General features: G+C 72.2%; 16 protein-coding genes. 8 read left to right on the top strand and 8 right to left on the bottom strand.

Features of this window, described 5'->3' with window-relative positions; genetic code table 11:
- Positions 1–3: 3 nt before the first annotated feature.
- Positions 4–753: a cobalt ECF transporter T component CbiQ gene (cbiQ, locus tag PUR53_RS18475; protein ID WP_329901019.1), complete on the top strand. Its 750-nt coding sequence runs from the start codon at positions 4–6 to the stop codon at positions 751–753.
- Positions 750–1,631, top strand: a complete 882-nt coding sequence (locus tag PUR53_RS18480) for an energy-coupling factor ABC transporter ATP-binding protein (protein ID WP_329901020.1) — start codon at positions 750–752, stop codon at positions 1,629–1,631. The genes cbiQ and PUR53_RS18480 overlap by 4 nt, the downstream gene beginning before the upstream one ends.
- Here the strand turns inward: PUR53_RS18480 and PUR53_RS18485 are convergent.
- The 6 genes from PUR53_RS18485 to PUR53_RS18510 are packed head-to-tail and all read right to left on the bottom strand — an operon-like array spanning position 1,613 to position 6,749.
- Positions 1,613–2,485, bottom strand: a complete 873-nt coding sequence (locus PUR53_RS18485) for an amidohydrolase family protein (protein ID WP_329901021.1) — start codon at positions 2,483–2,485, stop codon at positions 1,613–1,615. The genes PUR53_RS18480 and PUR53_RS18485 overlap by 19 nt on opposite strands.
- Positions 2,482–2,793, bottom strand: coding sequence for an L-rhamnose mutarotase (locus PUR53_RS18490; protein WP_329901022.1), 312 nt, complete (start codon positions 2,791–2,793; stop codon positions 2,482–2,484). Before PUR53_RS18490 ends, PUR53_RS18485 begins: the two co-directional genes overlap by 4 nt.
- A complete protein-coding gene (locus PUR53_RS18495; protein ID WP_329908949.1) occupies positions 2,790–3,788 on the bottom strand; it encodes an aldo/keto reductase in 999 nt (332 codons plus the stop codon). Before PUR53_RS18495 ends, PUR53_RS18490 begins: the two co-directional genes overlap by 4 nt.
- Entirely contained in the window at positions 3,785–4,552 is a 768-nt protein-coding gene (locus PUR53_RS18500; protein WP_329908950.1) for an SDR family NAD(P)-dependent oxidoreductase, read from the bottom strand. The genes PUR53_RS18495 and PUR53_RS18500 overlap by 4 nt, the downstream gene beginning before the upstream one ends.
- Positions 4,549–5,886 carry an L-fuconate dehydratase gene (locus tag PUR53_RS18505; protein WP_329901025.1) on the bottom strand — a complete coding sequence of 446 codons (1,338 nt, stop codon included), beginning with the start codon at positions 5,884–5,886 and terminating at the stop codon, positions 4,549–4,551. Before PUR53_RS18505 ends, PUR53_RS18500 begins: the two co-directional genes overlap by 4 nt.
- Positions 5,887–5,897: 11 nt before the next feature.
- Positions 5,898–6,749, bottom strand: coding sequence for a fumarylacetoacetate hydrolase family protein (locus PUR53_RS18510; protein ID WP_329901026.1), 852 nt, complete (start codon positions 6,747–6,749; stop codon positions 5,898–5,900).
- A 431-nt stretch (positions 6,750–7,180) separates the two neighbouring features.
- On the opposite strand from PUR53_RS18510, the gene PUR53_RS18515 reads away from it, so the two are divergent.
- The 4 genes from PUR53_RS18515 to PUR53_RS18530 all read left to right on the top strand — a co-directional run bounded on the left by PUR53_RS18515 (position 7,181) and on the right by PUR53_RS18530 (position 11,783).
- Complete coding sequence (locus tag PUR53_RS18515) at positions 7,181–8,230, top strand: sugar ABC transporter substrate-binding protein (protein WP_329901027.1); 1,050 nt, start codon at positions 7,181–7,183, stop codon at positions 8,228–8,230.
- A gap of 142 nt (positions 8,231–8,372) precedes the next feature.
- Positions 8,373–10,013, top strand: coding sequence for a sugar ABC transporter ATP-binding protein (locus PUR53_RS18520; protein WP_329901028.1), 1,641 nt, complete (start codon positions 8,373–8,375; stop codon positions 10,011–10,013).
- Between the two features lie 2 nt (positions 10,014–10,015).
- Entirely contained in the window at positions 10,016–11,056 is a 1,041-nt protein-coding gene (locus tag PUR53_RS18525; RefSeq protein ID WP_329901029.1) for an ABC transporter permease, read from the top strand.
- A 22-nt stretch (positions 11,057–11,078) separates the two neighbouring features.
- Positions 11,079–11,783, top strand: a complete 705-nt coding sequence (locus PUR53_RS18530) for a FadR/GntR family transcriptional regulator (protein ID WP_329901030.1) — start codon at positions 11,079–11,081, stop codon at positions 11,781–11,783.
- Positions 11,784–11,791: 8 nt separating this feature from the next.
- Here the strand turns inward: PUR53_RS18530 and PUR53_RS18535 are convergent, their stop codons facing one another.
- Both PUR53_RS18535 and PUR53_RS18540 read right to left on the bottom strand, forming a co-directional pair.
- Positions 11,792–13,108 (bottom strand): phytase, encoded by a 1,317-nt coding sequence (locus PUR53_RS18535; protein ID WP_443078291.1) that lies wholly within the window; start codon positions 13,106–13,108, stop codon positions 11,792–11,794.
- Between the two features lie 231 nt (positions 13,109–13,339).
- On the bottom strand, positions 13,340–14,614 hold the full coding sequence (locus PUR53_RS18540; RefSeq protein WP_329908951.1) for a DUF418 domain-containing protein: 1,275 nt from the start codon (positions 14,612–14,614) through the stop codon (positions 13,340–13,342).
- 191 nt (positions 14,615–14,805) lie between these two features.
- On the opposite strand from PUR53_RS18540, the gene PUR53_RS18545 reads away from it, so the two are divergent.
- Positions 14,806–15,483: a response regulator transcription factor gene (locus PUR53_RS18545; RefSeq protein WP_329908952.1), complete on the top strand. Its 678-nt coding sequence runs from the start codon at positions 14,806–14,808 to the stop codon at positions 15,481–15,483.
- Positions 15,480–16,601, top strand: a complete 1,122-nt coding sequence (locus tag PUR53_RS18550) for a sensor histidine kinase (protein ID WP_329908953.1) — start codon at positions 15,480–15,482, stop codon at positions 16,599–16,601. Before PUR53_RS18545 ends, PUR53_RS18550 begins: the two co-directional genes overlap by 4 nt.
- Positions 16,602–16,657: the final 56 nt, after the last annotated feature.

The raw sequence follows: 16,657 nt of genomic DNA on the forward strand, positions 1-16,657 counted from the left end.
CAGGTGCTGCCGATCGACGTGGCGGCGCACAGCAGTCGCTGGCGCCGCCGCCATCCCGTGGACAAGGCCGTGCTCGGGCTCGGCCTCACCGTGCTCGCGATCTCCCTGCCGCCCTGGCCCGGCGCGGCCCTGGTCCTGCTGACCGCGCTCGTGGTGCTGCTGGGCCCCGCGGGCGTGCCCGGCCGTCGGCTGTGGCGGGCCTACCGGGTGCCGTTGGGCTTCTGTGTGACCGGCGCGCTGCCGCTGCTCGTCCAGGTGGGCGGTCCGGACGGGTTCCTCACCCCCGCCGACGGCGGACCGGTCCGCGCCGGGGAGTTGTTGCTGCGCACCTCGGCCGCCTCCCTCGGCGTCCTCCTGTTCGCCTTCACCACCCCCATGTCGGACCTGCTGCCCCGGCTGGTGCGGGCCGGGGTGCCCGCGCCGGTCGTGGACGTGGCCCTGGTCACCTACCGGATGAGCTTTCTGCTCCTGGACTCCGTGCGCCGGATCCGGGAGGCGCAGGCGGCCCGGCTGGGGCACACCACCCGGGCGGCCAGCTGGCGTTCCCTCGCCGGGCTCGGCGCCACCGCGTTCGTCCGGGCCTTCGACCGGGCGGCACGGCTGCAGACCGGGCTCGCCGGACGCGGATACGACGGCACCCTGCGCGTCCTGGTGCCCGAGGCCCGGGTCTCCGTGCGCTTCACCGCGGCCAGTGTGGTGCTCCTCGCGGCCGTGGCCGCCCTCACCCTCGTCCTGGAAAGGCCGCTGACATGAGCGAGCCCGTGCTCGTCGCCCTGCGGGGCGCCTCCTTCGCGTACGAGGACGGACCGACCGTGCTCAGCGACCTCGACTTCGACGTGCGCGAGGGACGCGCGCTCGCCCTGCTCGGCCGCAACGGCAGCGGAAAGACCACGCTGATGCGACTGCTCAGCGGCGGACTGCGGCCGCGTACGGGCGAGTTGGCGGTCGAGGGGCGGCCGGTGACGTACGACCGCAAGGGTCTCACCCGGCTGCGGACGACGGTCCAGCTGGTCGTGCAGGACCCGGACGACCAGCTCTTCGCGGCGTCCGTCGCGCAGGACGTGTCGTTCGGCCCGCTGAACCTCGGGCTGTCCGACGCGCAGGTACGGGCCCGGGTCGACGAGGCGCTCGGCGCGCTCGGCATCACCGCCCTCGCCGACCGGCCCACCCATCTGCTCTCCTACGGCCAGCGCAAGCGGACCGCCATCGCCGGGGCCATCGCGATGCGGCCCCGGGTCCTGATCCTCGACGAGCCGACCGCCGGGCTCGACCCCGACGGGCAGGAGCGCCTCCTCGCCACCCTGGACGAGTTGCGCCGGTCCGGCACCACCGTCGTGATGGCCACCCACGACGTCGACCTCGCGCTGCGCTGGGCCGACGACGCGGCGCTGCTCACCCCGTCCGGCGCGCGCACCGGCCCGGTGGCCGAGATGCTCGCCCGCACGGATCTCCTCCACCAGGCGGGGCTTCGGCTTCCCTGGGGGGTCGCCGTCGCTCGACTCCTGCGTGGACAGGGGCTGTTGGCCGAGGAGGAGACCGGACCGCGCACACCGGACGAGCTGGCGGCCATGGCGGGGGCGGACGCCGGTCCGGCGTCGTGCCTGCCGCAGCCTCAGATCCGCAGACCGTAGACCCGGACGGCGGTGCCCGCGAAGACCTCCCGGTGTTCGGCCTCGCCGAGTCCGGACGTCAACGCGTGCGCCACGTCCAGGACTTCGGCGTAGTCGGAGGCGAGTCGGCAGACCGGCCAGTCGGAGCCGTACATCAGCCGCCCGGGGCCGAAGGCGTCGAGCACGGTGTCGGCGTACGGGACGAGGTCCGCGACCCGCCAGGAGTGCCAGTCGGCCTCCGTGACCAGGCCGGAGAGCTTGCACACGGTGTTCGGCAGGGCCGCCAGCCGCCGGATCTCCCCCGCCCACGGCTCCAGTTCACCGGAGGCGATGGGCGGCTTGCCGGCGTGGTCGAGGACGAAGGTGAGTTCGGGGAGGCGGGCCGCCGCCTCCACGGCGGCCGGCAGCTGGTGGGGCTGGACCAGCAGGTCGTAGACGAGCCCCGCGTCGGCGACCGCGGCGAGGCCCCGCAGCACGTCGGGGCGGGTCAGCCAGCGGGGGTCGGGTTCGCCCTGTACCTGGTGGCGGATGCCCACCAGGTACTGCCCGCCCGGGGCTTCGCGCAGTTCGGCCAGGGTGTCGGCGACGGCGGGAGAGGTGAGGTCGGTCCAGCCGACGACACCGGCGACCATGTCGCTGCCGGCGGCGAGGGCCAGGAACTCGGGGGTCTCCTCGGGCACGGTGATCGTCTGGACCAGGACCGAGGCGGTGACACGGGCGGCGCCTGCGGCGGACTCCAGCTCACTGAGGGTGAAGTCGCGGCGCAGCGGGGCGAGTTCGGGACCGGTGATCCAGTCCTGGTCGCGGACGGAGAGGTCCCAGACGTGGTGGTGGGCGTCGACCTTCCAGGCGTCGGTGTCGTCTGTGCCGGTCACAGGTGCCACACCACGGGCAGTCCGGCGTCGGAGCCCTCGGCCGAGTAGTCGTGGACGACGTCGAGGAGTTCGGCCATCCGGGCCTGCCAGGCGATGTTGACCGGCAGTTTCTCCAGTTCGGCGATCATCGCCGGGTAGTCCTCGACCTCCAGCAGGTGGAAGAGGTCGGTGCCGCTGCGCCAGATCGTCCACTCGCTCACCCCGGCGGCGCGGATGGCGGCGGTCAGTTCCCCGGGGACCTCGCGGTGGGCGGCCTCGTACTCCTCTACCCGGTCGGCGCGGACCTTGGTGTGCAGGGCGACCCTCACGACGGCTCCTTCGGCTGCGGGACGGGGATGTTCGGGCTCAGCAGCCCCTCGGCGCGCAGGTCGTCCCAGAGGGCGGCCGGGATCGGGCGGCTCAGCAGGTCGACCGTGTCTCGTACCTCGGCGGCCGAGCGGGCGCCCGTCAGCACGGCCGCCACCGCCGGGTGGGCGGAGGGGAACGCCAGGGCCGCCGCGCGCAGCGGTACACCATGGCGTTCGGTGACGGTCCTCAGGCGCAGGGCGCGGTCGAGCACGGGCCCCGGCGCGGGGGCGTAGTCGTACGTGGCGCCCGGCTTCGGGTCGATCAGCAGACCGGAGTTGAAGGCGCCGCCGATCAGCACACTGCGTCCCCGGGCGGTGGCCTCGGGCAGCAGGTCCTCCAGGCCCTCCTGTTCGAGGAGGGTGTAACGGCCTGCGAGCAGCACCACGTCGATGTCGGTCTCGCGCAGGAAGCGGGTCGGTGCGGCGCACTGGTTCATGCCGACGCCGATGGCGCCCACGACGCCTTCGGCGCGCAGCCGTTCCAGCGCCGGGTAGGCCTCGCGCAGGGCCTGCTCGACGTGGTCGTCGGGGTCGTGGAGGAGGACCACGTCCACGCGGTCCAGGCCGAGCCGTGCCAGGCTGGCCTCCAGGGAGCGCAGGACGCCGTCGGCGGTGAAGTCCCAGACGCGGCGGTGGGTCGCGGGGACGGCGAAGCCGTCGGCGAGGTCGTCGCCCTCGGTGGTCCCGTTCTCCACCAGCAGTCGGCCGACCTTGGTGGAGACCGTGTACGACTCCCGGGGGCGGTCCCGGAGCGCGGCGCCGAGGCGGCGTTCGGAGAGGCCGAGGCCGTAGTGGGGCGCGGTGTCGAAGGTGCGGATCCCGGCGTCCCAGGCCGCGTCGATCGCGGCGGCCGCCTCCTCGTCGGTCACCGGGCGGAAGAGGTTGCCGATGCCGGCGGCGCCGTAGGCGAGTTCGGTGACGCGGACCTCGGTGCGGCCGAGGGTCCTGGTCCTCATGAGCCCGCCGGGCGGAGCCGCAGGCCCTGCATACCGCCGTCGACGGCGAGGGCGGTGCCGGTGACGGACGCCGCGGCGGGGCTCGCGAGGTAGACGATGGCGGCGGCGACCTCGTCGGCGGTGACCAGGCGCCCCATGGGCTGGCGGGCGTTGAGGGCGGCGCGCTCGGCCTCCGGGTCGTCGGCGGCGTCGAGGAGCCGGCCGACCCACGGGGTGTCGGCGGTGCCGGGGTTGACGCAGTTGACCCGGATGCCCTCGCGGACGTGGTCGGCGGCCATGGCGAGGGTCAGGGAGAGAACGGCGCCCTTGCTGGCGGAGTACAGGGCGCGCTGCGGCAGGCCGGCGGTGGCGGCGATGGAGCAGGTGTTGACGATGCTCGCGTGGGAGGACTCGCGCAGGTGGGGCAGGGCCGCACGGCTGGTGCGGACCATGCCGAGGACGTTGACGTCGAGGACCCGCTGCCACTGCTCGTCGGGGTTGTCCTCGACGGTGCCCTGCGCGCCGATGCCGGCGTTGTTGACGAGGATGTCGAGGCCGCCGAGCCGTCGGGCGGCCTCCGCGACGCCCTCCCGTACGGAGGCGTCGTCGGTGACATCGGCCTTGAGGCCGAGCAGGGGCGCCGAGGCCCCGGCCGGGTCGAGGTCGAGGGCGGCCACCGAGGCGCCCCGTGCGGCCAGCAGCCGGGCGGTGGCCAGCCCGATCCCGGACGCGCCCCCGGTGACGATCGCGCGGAGACCCGTCAGCTCACCTGTCTTCCCGGTCATGCGACTTCCTCCCGTCCAGCGAGGTCGGCGACCCAGAACGCGCCGTCCGGGTAACGGTATTCGGCGAGCGACCCGGGATGCATGGTCGCGGAGAAACCGGGGGTCAGGGGGGCGACGTAGTGGCCCTCGCGCATCACCACGGGGTCGGTGAAGTGCTCGTGGAGGTGGTCGACGTACTCGATGACCCGGTCGTCGGTGCTGCCGGACAGCGCCAGGTAGTCGAACATCGACAGGTGCTGGACCAGTTCGCACAGGCCGACGCCGCCGGCGTGCGGGCAGACGGGCACCCCGAACTTCGCGGCGAGCAGCAGGATCGCGAGGTTCTCGTTGACTCCGCCGACGCGGGCGGCGTCGATCTGGAGGACGTCGAGGGCGCCGGCCTGGAGGAGCTGCTTGAAGACGATGCGGTTCTGCACGTGTTCGCCGGTGGCGACCTTGACCGGGGCGACGCCCCGGCGGACGGCGGCGTGGCCGAGGATGTCGTCGGGGCTGGTGGGCTCCTCGATCCAGTACGGGTCGAAGTCGGCGAGGGCCCGGGTCCACTGGATCGCCTCGTCGATGTTCCAGCGCTGGTTGGCGTCGATGGCGATGCGGATCCCGTCGCCGACGGCGGCGCGGGCGGTGCGCATCCGGCGGACGTCGTCGTCGAGGTCGGCGCCGACCTTCAGCTTGATCTGGGTGAAGCCGTCGGCGACGGCCTGCTTGGCCAGCCGGGTGAGCTTCTCGTCGGAGTAGCCGAGCCAGCCCGGGGAGGTGGTGTAGCCGGGGTAGCCGCGCTCCAGCAGGGTGGCCTCGCGTTCGGCGAGCCCCGCACGGCCCTCGCGCAGCAGCCCCACGGCCTCCTCCGGGGTCAGGGCGTCTGCGATGTAGCGGAAGTCGACCTGGGAGACCAGCCACTCGGGGTCGGCGTGCGCGAGCAGTCGCCACAGGGGCTGCCCGGCGCGCTTGGCGGTCAGGTCCCAGACGGCGTTGACGACGGCGCCGATGGCCATGTGCATCACGCCCTTCTCGGGGCCGAGCCAGCGCAGCTGGCTGTCGCCGATCAGGTCGCGGTTGACGGAGCCTGGGTCCGCGCACAGCTCCTCGACCGAGCGGCCCACGAGGTGCGGCCGCAGGGCGCCGATGGCGGCGACCTGGACGTCGTTGCCGCGGCCGATGGTGAACGTGAAGCCGTGGCCTTCAAGGCTGTCGCCGGCGTCGGTGCGCAGCACGACGTAGGCGGCGGAGTAGTCGGGGTCCGGGTTCATGGCGTCCGACCCGTCCAGCTCCCGCGAGGTGGGGAACCGGACGTCATAGGTGTCGACCGCGGTGATCCGGGCGGGGGTTGCAGTCACGAGGGTGCCTTTCACGCTTGGCCGAAGGTCTGGCGCTGGCTCCCGAGCCCGTCGATCGAAAGCTCGACGGTGTCACCGGGGCGGAGGTAGGGCGTACCGGGAAGGCCCAGGGCCACGCCGGCGGGCGTCCCGGTGTTGATCACGTCGCCCGGCTCCAGGACCATGTACTGGCTGAGGTACGCCACGATGTGGTCGACCGGGAAGATCATGTCGCTGGTGTGGCCGTCCTGCCGCTTCACGCCGTTGACGCTCAGGTGCAGCCCGAGGTCCTGCGGATCGCCGACCTCGTCGGCGGTGACCAGCCAGGGGCCCATCGGGTTGAAGGTCTCGCAGGACTTGCCGAGGTCCCACTGCGAGGAGTACTCGAGCTGGAACTCGCGCTCGGAGACGTCGTGGCTGACCACGTACCCGGCGATCACCTCCGCGGCCTCCTCGGGGCCCGCCAGATAGCGGGCCCGCCGACCGATGACGACCCCCAGCTCGACCTCCCAGTCGGTCTTGACCGAGCCGCGCGGGATCAGCACCTCGTCGTACGGGCCGACGACCGTGCTCGGGTCCTTCATGAAGACCACGGGTCGGGGCGGGATCGCGGCGCCGGTCTCGGCGGCGTGGTCGCGGTAGTTGAGCCCGACGCAGATGACCTTGCCGGGGCGGGCCACGGGGGCGCCGACGCGCGGGTCGTCGGTGTCGAGCTCGGGCAGGGCGCCGGACTCGACCGCCGCGCGGGCCCGGTCGACTCCCCCAGAGGCGAGGAAGGCGCCGTCGATGTCGGAGGTCACGGAGGACAGATCGAGCAGCCTGCCGTCGTCGGTTCGGACGGCGGGCCGCTCCTCTCCCCGGGCGCCGACGCGTAGCAGTTTCACTGGGGCAGCTCCCTTGCCATGGGTTCGTTCATTCATCGGAGGATTGGCGCACCGCGACTTTAGGGGCAGTTCGGCGCCCTGACAACGTATTCCTCGGATGTATTTACGCGACTCCAGGCTCTCCGCAGCTCACAGATCCGGCATGTACGATTTCGTATCGAACGAAGCGCCGACTGTACCCCACGCCGCCCCACGCACGGACTGTCGAATTCCTCGCGAACGACCTCTTGTCATCCCGGGCAATGCCGTCGTAACGTCCTCGACGTCCGAGATACATCGGAGGAATCGCTCCACCCGCCCCCCAGCGAGGTAGTGGCCCTTCAGACTCCGCTGCTCGTTCACCGGTTGCCCCTCTACGTCTCCCCTCCGTCGGCCCGCGCCTGCGTGTCCCGGAGGGCGGCCCCCCTGTCCTGGCTAAGGAGAACCCGGCCATGAAGCTCGCTCGCACCCGCTCCACCGCCGCAGCGGCCTGCGCCGTCGCGGCCCTCGCCCTCCTCACCGCGTGCAACCGCGACGGCTCCTCCGCGTCCGCCGGCTCGGGTGGTGACGAGCCCGCCATCGGGATCGACCTGCCCCGCTCCGACTCGGACTTCTGGAACTCCTACGCCGAGTACCTGAAGAAGGACATCAAGTCCGAGGACGTCAACGCGCTGCCGCTGAGCAACTCGCAGAACGACATCACCAAGCTGGTCGCCAACGTCCAGGTGTTCCAGAACACGGGCGCCAAGGCCGTCGTCATGGCCCCGCAGGACACCGGCGCCATCGCCTCCACCCTCGACACCCTCGCGTCGAAGAAGATCCCCGTCGTCAGCGTCGACACCCGCCCCGACAAGGGCGACGTCTACATGGTGGTGCGCGCCGACAACCGGGCCTACGGCACCAAGGCGTGCGAGTTCCTCGGCGAGCAGCTGGGCGGCAAGGGCAAGGTCGCCGAGCTGCAGGGCGCGCTGGACTCGATCAACGGCCGTGACCGCTCCGAGGCCTTCGCCGAGTGCATGAAGACGAAGTTCCCCAAGATCAAGGTCTTCGAGCTGCCCACCGACTGGAAGGGCGACGTGGCCTCCGCCAAGCTGCAGTCACTGCTCGCCCAGCACCCCGACCTCAACGGCATCTACATGCAGGCCGGAGGTGTCTTCCTCCAGCCCACCCTGGCGCTGCTGGAGCAGAAGGGCCTGCTGAAGCCCGCCGGGGAGAAGGGCCACATCTCGATCATCTCCAACGACGGCATCCCGCAGGAGTTCGACGCCATCCGCAAGGGCCAGATCGACGCCACCGTCTCCCAGCCGGCCGACCTGTACGCCAAGTACGCGCTGTACTACGCCAAGGCCGCAGCCGAGGGCAAGACCTTCAAGCCGGGCAAGACCGACCACGACTCCACGATCATCGAGATCCCGAACGGCCTCGAGGACCAGCTCCCCGCCCCGCTGGTGACCAAGGACAACGTGGACGACAAGACCCTGTGGGGCAACAACGTCGGCTAGCCACGGACACGGCCGACGGCACCGGCTCGGCCGGGAACCGGCGGCACCGGCTCGACCGACCGGCGGAGGGGCGCGGCCCGCCCCTCCGCCGGTCCCCGGCCCCCACCCCCTCGTATCCACCCCACGAAGGACGGTATCCACCATGGCGGACACCGCGACCGCCGCGGCGACCGGCGGCGGCCACCCCGCCGCCGGGAGCGACGCCCCGGTGGCCGAGGCCACCGGCATCAGCAAGAGGTTCGGCGCCACCGTCGCGCTGCGTGACGCCCGGATCACCATCACACCGGGCGAGTCGCACGCGCTCGTCGGACGCAACGGCGCCGGCAAGTCCACGCTGGTGTCCATCCTCACCGGCCTCCAGCGGCCCGACACCGGCACCCTGCGCTTCTCCGGCGGGCCCGCGCCCGCCGTCGGGGACATCGACGCCTGGCGCTCCAGGGTCGCCTGCGTCTACCAGAAGTCCACGATCATCCAGGATCTGACCGTCGCCGAGAACCTCTTCCTGAACCGGCAGAGCGACGGCGCGACGCGGCCCATCCGCTGGAAGCGACTGCGCGCCCGCGCCGAGGAGCTGCTCGCCGGCTACGGCGTGGACGTCAGGGCCGACGCACGGGCGAAGGACCTCACCGTCGAGCAGCGGCAGTTCGTCGAGATCGCCCGGGCGCTGTCCTTCGGCGCGCGGTTCATCATCCTCGACGAGCCGACCGCGAAGCTCGACGCCCGCGGCATCGACCGCCTCTTCGCCAAGCTCCGCGACCTCCAGCGGCAGGGCGTCGCCTTCCTCTTCATCTCCCACCATCTGCAAGAGGTGTACGACCTCTGCACCACCGTCACGGTCTACCGCGACGCGGCCCACATCCTGACCGCGCCCGTCGCCGAACTCGGCCACCAGGCACTGGTGGAGGCCATGACCGGCGAGACCACCCGCACGGCGGCGGCCGCCGTCGAGAACCGCCCCCCGGTGCGGGCCGACGCCCCCGCACTCCTCACGGTCGAGGGCCTCACCCTGCCCGGCGCCTGCGAGGACCTGTCGCTCACGGTGCGGGCGGGCGAGGTCGTCGGGCTGGCCGGAGCGGCCGCCAGCGGCAATGTGCGGGTGGGTGAGACCGTCGCCGGGCTGCACCGCCCCGAACAGGGCACGATCTCGGTCGGCGGTCGGCGGGTGCGCGGCGGCAGCGTGCCGTCCGCGCTGGCCGTCGGCGTCGGGCTGGTCCCGGAGGACCGGCACCTCCAGGGCCTGGTGAACAACCGCAGCGTGGCGGAGAACGCGACGCTCACCGTCACCGACCAGCTCGGCCCGTACGGCACCGTCCTGCCCGCCCGGACCAGGAGCTTCGCCCAGCGCATGATCCGGGACCTCGACATCAAGACCCCGGGCGCCGGCACGCCCGTGTCGGCGCTCTCCGGCGGCAACCAGCAGAAGGTCGTCGTCGCCCGCGCCCTGGCCACCGACCCGCACGTACTGGTGGCCATCCGTCCCACCAACGGGGTGGACGTCAAGTCCAAGGAGTTCCTGCTGCGCCGCATCCGGCAGATCGCCGACGGCGGGAAGGCCGCGCTGATCGTCTCCGACGAGCTGGACGACCTGAAGGTGTGCGACCGGCTCGTGGTGATGTTCCACGGGCGGGCCGTCGCCGAGTTCGACCGCGGCTGGCAGGACGAGCACGTGGTCGCCGCCATGGAAGGCGTGGCCGACCGGGCGGAGGGCTCCGAAGCCGCCGCCCACTCCCCTGCCGCCCCCGCCGATCCCACCTCCGAGACCGACGAAGAGCACGGAAGGTAGTCATGTCCGCCACCACTGATGTCACGGACCCCGCCACGAGCGTGGCGCGGGAGACCGCCGGAGACACCCGCCGCGGGCTCGACCTCGGTCGCTTCCGTGAACTGTCCCTCGTCCCGGCCATCCTGGTCCTGGGCCTGATCGGGTTCATCGTCTCGCCGGCCTTCCTGACCGCCGACAACCTCATCGGCGTCGCCCAGCAGTCCACCGAGCTGAGCCTGCTGGTCCTCGCCACCGCGCTGATCCTGATCTGCGGCCGGATGGACCTGTCGCTGGAGTCCACGATCGGCGTGGCGCCCGTCATCGCCGTCTGGCTGGTGCTGCCCAGCAGCGGCGCCCGCTTCACCGGCCTCGGCATCTTCCCCGAGTGGACGGCCGTCCCGCTCTGCCTCCTGGTCGGCGTCGTGATCGGTGCCGTCAACGGCTTCCTCATCCTCAAGCTGCGCCTCAACGGCTTCATCGTCACCCTCGGCATGCTGACCATGCTGCGCGGCCTCCAGGTCGCCCTCTCCGAGGGCCAGTCCATCGTGGAGCTGCCCTCCTCCTTCACCTACCTGGGCAAGGCGTCCTGGCTGGGCGTACCCGCCGCCATCTGGGTCTGCGTGGTGCTCTTCGCGATCGGCGCCAGTGCGCTGGCCTGGCTGCGGCACGGCCGGGCGCTGTACGCGATCGGCGGCAACGCCGAGGCGGCCCGCACCGCCGGCATCCGCGTCGACCGGATCGTGTGGATCGTCCTCATCCTCGGCAGCGTGCTCGCCGCGTTCGCCGGCATCCTCTACAGCGGCCACTACGGCTCGATCTCCGCCACCCAGGGCAGCGGCTGGATCTTCCAGGTCTTCGCCGCGACCGTCATCGGCGGGGTCAGCCTTAACGGCGGCAAGGGCTCCATCTTCGGCGCCCTGACCGGTGTGCTGACCCTGCAACTCGTCGTGAACGTCATGACCTTGGCGGGTGTGCCGCCGCTGTGGAACCAGTTCCTCAACGGCGCGATCATCATCGTCGCACTGATCATCTCCCGCTTCGCCTCCGGCGAGAAGCAGGAGTAGTCCGGGTACAGGGAGGCACCTCGTGGCACTCACCGACGAGGCGATGGACAAGATCAAGGCGATGATCGTGGCGGGTGAGCTGGCGCCGGGCTCCCGCCTCCCCAAGGAGGAGATCCTCGCCGCCCAGCTCGGCCTGTCCCGCAGTTCGCTGCGGGAGGCGGTACGGGCGCTGACCGCGATGCGGATCCTGGTCACCCGGCAGGGCGACGGTACGTACGTGTCGAGTCTGGAGCCGCATCTGCTGCTGGAGTCGCTCTCCTTCGCCTCGGACGTCTCCCAGGGGCAGACGGCTCTGCAACTGCTCCAGGTGCGGCGGTTGCTCGAACCCCAGGCGACCGGGGCGGCCGCCGCGCTGCTCACCGCCGACGACCTCGACGAGCTGGGCCTGATCCTGGAGAGGTCGCGGGCGGCCGCCACGGTGGAGGAGTTCGTCGGCCACGACATCGCGTTCCATCTGCGGATCGTCGAGGCGGTGGGCAACCCGGTGCTGTCGATGCTGCTGCGGGTGCTCTCCACCCGCACCCAGCGGGCCCGGATCGTCCGGGGCACCCGCACCGAGCGGTCCGTGGAGCACGCCCACCGCGAGCACGAGGAGATCCTCCGCGCCCTGCGGGCCCGTGACGCCGCCCTGGCGGTGTCGGCGGCGACGGTCCATGTCGCCGCCGTGGAGCAGTGGATGGCGAACGGGCTGGTCGAGGAGGATCCCCTCGGCGCGGCCGAGGGCTGAGCGTCGCCCTACAGGTCGGTGGCGTCCGCCAGTTCGCCGAGGTCGACGAACTTGAAGCCGGTCGCCGTGCGCGTGCCGCCCTCGCCGTCCGGGACCTCGGGCGTCTCGTGGCCGTCCTGGACCACGAGCAGACCGCGCGGATAGCGGCGGCCCAGCGGGGCGTTGAGGACGGCCGCGCCGTCGCACTCCTCCACACCGTCGAGGGTGTCCGACGCGGCCCCGACGCGGAAGCCTCCCTCGTACTCGTTGCCCTCGTTCACCTCGCGGTCGTACAGGGCGAAGGTGTCGTCGCCCTGGCTGGAGGCGAGCAAGTAGCCGTCCCCGTCCGGCTCCTGATAGATCGTCAGTCCCTCGACGTCGGCCGAGAGCCGCTTCCCTCCGTAGCCGGGGTCGGCGCCCGGCACGCACTCCTCGGTCTCCTCGTCGTACGTGCCGGGGACGCCGTACTCCCTGGTCCTGTCGACCAGGACGGGTTTTCCGGTGAGGTCGGCGCGCAGGCGCCAGATGCCGATGTCCTCCTGACCGGCGTAGAGGGTGCCGGTGGCGGGGTCGACGACCATGCCCTCGACCTGCGGCAGTTCACCGGGTTCGCCGCAGGGGCTCCATCGGGTGCCGTCGGGCAGCCGGAAGGAGGCGGGCAGGTCGAGGGTGCGGATCTTGCGGTAGCCGACCGTGCCGCCCGCCGCCGGGAGGAGTTCGAGGAGGGTGAGCCGGGTGCGCTCGCGCTGGCTGACCAGGGCGTAGGACCGGCCGGTGGCCCTGTCCGTCCAGGTGGCGAGGCCGTACGCGGTGCGCTGGTCGTTGATCTCGGTCTGGTCGGCGGAGAACACGGGGGCGGCGGCCGGGTCGGTGATGTCGGTCAGCGGGCCGTTCGGGCGGGCGGGGTCGATCCGGTAGATCCGCAGCCGGTCGTTGCCCCGGTCGCTGACCACGGCCACATCGGCCCGGCCCGCAGAGGTGCGCAGGCCGGTGACGAGGTCGACGTTGTTGTAGCGGCCCGGCGCGTCGTCCTGCGTCGGCGGCTTCGGCGCCGCCAGGGACTGCACGAGGCGGGCGTCGAGGTCGTAGACGCGCAGGCCGCCCTCCTTCGCGGTGGCGACGACGAGGCTGCGGTCCGGGTCGGCGGGGTTCCGCCAGATCGCCGGGTCGTCGGCGTCGGCGTTGCCGCCGGGCTCGTCGTCGTACAGCGCGGCCGACTCGCTCGTCGCGGTCACCGTCGGGAGGGCGGCCGTGCCCGCTCCGGCGGGCGAGGCCGCGAGGAACGTGGTCAGGGCGGTTCCCGAGGCGAGAAGGGCGACTCTTCGAGCAGTGCGGGGCGTTCTCACAGGCGTTCGCTTCCTTACCGTCGTGACTGCCGTCGTTGATCGGAGGCCATGTCGATGGTCCCGCCATCTCGATGGGTCGGGCCATCTCGGTGGATCGGCCATGTCGATGGGTCGGGCCGTGTCGATGGTGCGGAGAGAAGCTTGCGCGCAGACGGACGTGAGCTGTCCATGCCATCGCGGTGAAACTCCCCCGGGTCGGCCGAAGTTCGCCCTGCCGTCGCCCGATCCCTGTCACTTCACGAGGCGGGCCGGGAGCGTACTGACGTGGAGGAGATGCTCCAGCGGTCCACGGCGGAACCAGCGGGTCCAGGCGGTGGCGAGCAGCAGGGCGACCAGGATGTGGGCGAGGAGGTCGACGAGGGCCGGGCCGGTCTCCTCCTCCATGCCGAACTCCCGGACGGCGAGGATGTGCAGGACGTACGCCGTCAGGGCCGTCATGCCGACGGCGCACACCGGGGTCGCGAGGCGCGCGCAGCGCGGCAGCCGGTCCACGGCCGTCACACACAGCACCACCACGAGCAGCGCGACCCCGGTGTTGCCGAGGACGGAGAAGGTCGTCTGGCTGTGCGGCGCGCCCACCAGCAGCCAGGCCGTCGGGGCGCCGTCGACGAGGTAGCCGACGGTGTCGGACCACCAGGCGGACACGGCCGCGTCACCGTCCGTCGCGGCGGCCACGGTCGCCCGCGCGTGCGGTACGAGGCGCAGTGCCAGCCAGGATCCGCCGTAGCCGAGCAGGGCGAACGCGCCGCCGGCGCAGGCCAGTCGGACGCGGACGGTGGTCCGGGTGAGGTCGAGTTTGGCCACCGCCATGCCGGCCAGCATGAACGACGTCCAGGTGAGCACCGGGTACTCGCCCGTGAAGAGCAGCTCCATCAGGCCGTCCGTGTCACTGATCCGGGCCAGCGGATCGGCCGCGATGATCGTGTCCGCCCAGTCGCCCTCGTCGATCGACAGCCGTATGACGTGGAGGAGTTGGGGCATGACGAGCGTGCAGACGGCCGCGAGGAGCGCGAGCGTCCGGGCGCGCAGGCGGTGGAAGGGGAGGACGGCGAGGAAGATCAGCCCGTAGAAGGCGAGGATCACGTCGATGTCGGTGTCGAGCGCGGTCAGGGCGAACCCCAGGGCGATCAGGACGAGGGAACGGATGACCATCCGGACGACCGCCTGCCGTCCGGCGCGCCCGGTGCGCGGGTGCGGGCGGCCGGTGATCAGGACGAGGGTGAAACCGGCGAGCAGCGCGAACAGCGCGGAGGAGCGGCCCCGCGCCAGTTCCATCACGAAACCCAGCGGCCCGCCGTCCGCCGGGTCCGGTCCGACGTGCGCGGCGTACATGCCGAAGACCGCGAGCCCACGGGCCAGATCGATACCGACCAGCCGCCCGGTGGACGGCCGCTCGGAGACACCGGTGGAGGCGGGCGCGGCACCGGGGGCGGTACCGAGAGCGGGGACGGGCAGGCGTGCGGTGACCGGCTTGGACGACAGGTCCGATGACGTGTCAGGTGTCATGGCCTTCAGCGTCGGGGGCGCGAGGGGCGCGTTCCCATCCGGCGGGTGGCTGGAGGTTCCCCGCCGACCAGCCGGCGCCACTCCCGCCAGGTGACCGGAAATGGGGAGGAAGGGGAACCCGACGGCGACTTCGGACGTCGTAGCGGTTCCAGCAGAAGTCCAGTGGTGGTCCGACGACGAGCGGGACACAGGTGATCCGGGTACTGGTGGTCGACGACGAAGCCCTGATCCGTACGGGCTTCGAGCACATCCTCAACTCCGCGGACGACATCGACGTGGTCGCGGCGGTCCCCGGCGGCCGGGCCGTCCACGCCGTACGGGAGCTGCGCCCCGAGGTCGTCCTGCTGGACATCCGTATGCCGGACGTGGACGGGCTGACCGTCCTCGCCGAGCTCAGGCGACTCCCCCGCCCTCCCGTGGTGGCCATGCTCACCACCTTCGACATGGACGAGTACGTGGCGGCCGCCCTCCGCTCGGGAGCCGCGGGCTTCCTGCTCAAGGACACCGACCCGAAACAACTTCCGTATCTCGTACGGACCTTGGCGGGCGGCGGGGTCGTCCTGTCGTCCCGGGTGACCCGGACCGTGGTCGACGGGTACCTGGACAACGGGCCCCGGGAGGCCGCCGTCCGGCTCGTGGACCGGCTGACCGAACGTGAGCGGGACGTCCTGGTCCTCATCACGGAGGGGCTGTCCAACACCGACATCGGTGACCGGATGCATCTGAGCACGGGCACGGTCAAGGACCATGTGAGCGCGCTCCTCACCAAGTTGGAGGTGGGCAGCCGGGTGCAGGCGGCACTGCTGGCCGAGCGTGCGGGGCTGCTCAGGCGGCCGCGCTCCGTGGGCGGCGGACGGGAGGCCCGGTGAGGGCCCCCTCCCGCGCCCTCCACGCGTGGCTGACGGACGCCGTGCTCGTCGCCGCCTCCCTGGTGGACGTGTGGATCCACGACGTGGGCCCCCACCACCCCCACGAGTTGGCCGTCGCCCTCCTCGCGTCGGGCGCGCTCCTCATGCGCCGCGGGCTGCCGCTGCCGACCTTTCTGCTCACCCTGCCGACCGCCCTGTTCACGGACGCGGTGTTCGCCACGCTGGTGGCGCTGTACACCCTGGCCTCGCGGACCCACCACCGGGTGCCGCTGGCCGTGTGCGCGCTGGGGTTCACGGTCTGCGACCTGACCTGGTGGTCGTGGCCGTCACCGGAGTTCACCGACCTCGACGACCGTCAGGCCCTGATCCCGCTCTCCTACAGCGTGGCGCAGGCGACCGCGCCCGTGTTCCTCGGGCAGCTCGTCCAGGCCCGCCGGGAGCTGTCGCTGCGTCTCGTCGAGGTCTCCGAGGCACGCGAGCACGAACGGCTGCTGATCGCGCAGAGCGTCCTGGCGAAGGAACGCGCCCAGCTCGCCCGGGAGATGCACGACGCCGTCTCCCACCAGGTCAGTCTGATCGCCGTGCGCGCCGGAGCCCTCCAGGTCGGCAGCCGGGACCCGGAGGCGAAGGAGGCCGCGGCCACGATACGGCGCCTGAGCGTGCAGACCCTGGACGAGCTGCGGCACATGGTCGGCATACTGCGGGCCTCCGGCAGCCGCCCCACCGAACTGACCCCGCAGCCCTCCCTCGCCGACCTCGACCGGCTGGTGGCCGGCAGCGGCATCGAGACCGACCTGCGGACGGAACTGCCGGCCGACCTGCCGCCGCCCGTCCAGCGCGCCGTCTATCGCACCGTCCAGGAAGCCCTCACCAACATCCGCAAGCACGCTCCCGGTGCCACGGCCCGCATCCGGGTCCAGCAGCACGACGGCACCCTCCGCGCGACCGTCACCAACACCGCGCCCGACCGCCCGGCCCTGTCCCTCCCGGGCGCCCACCACGGCCTGATCGGTCTGCGCCAGCGGGCCGAACTCCTGGGCGGGACGGTCACGTCCGGACATCTGCGGGACGGGGGTTACGAACTGCGTCTGGAACTGCCGGCCGACGGCACGCCATGAGCCCCCGGACAGCTCCACCCCCCTCCCGCACCTGCGCGACGCCGACCGCCCCGTAC

Origin of the sequence: Streptomyces sp. SP18BB07 (assembly GCF_036322545.1) — a bacterium.
GTDB lineage: Bacteria > Actinomycetota > Actinomycetes > Streptomycetales > Streptomycetaceae > Streptomyces > Streptomyces deccanensis.

Bases quoted from the DNA above. Each gene is read 5' to 3' on its own strand.
- PUR53_RS18500 (WP_329908950.1), bottom strand. From the start codon at position 4,552: ATGACCGGGAAGACAGGTGAGCTGACGGGTCTCCGCGCGATCGTCACC.
- PUR53_RS18480 (WP_329901020.1), top strand. From the start codon at position 750: ATGAGCGAGCCCGTGCTCGTCGCCCTGCGGGGCGCCTCCTTCGCGTAC.
- PUR53_RS18540 (WP_329908951.1), bottom strand. From the start codon at position 14,614: ATGACACCTGACACGTCATCGGACCTGTCGTCCAAGCCGGTCACCGCA.
- PUR53_RS18525 (WP_329901029.1), top strand. From the start codon at position 10,016: ATGTCCGCCACCACTGATGTCACGGACCCCGCCACGAGCGTGGCGCGG.
- PUR53_RS18520 (WP_329901028.1), top strand. From the start codon at position 8,373: ATGGCGGACACCGCGACCGCCGCGGCGACCGGCGGCGGCCACCCCGCC.
- PUR53_RS18515 (WP_329901027.1), top strand. From the start codon at position 7,181: ATGAAGCTCGCTCGCACCCGCTCCACCGCCGCAGCGGCCTGCGCCGTC.
- PUR53_RS18495 (WP_329908949.1), bottom strand. From the start codon at position 3,788: ATGAGGACCAGGACCCTCGGCCGCACCGAGGTCCGCGTCACCGAACTC.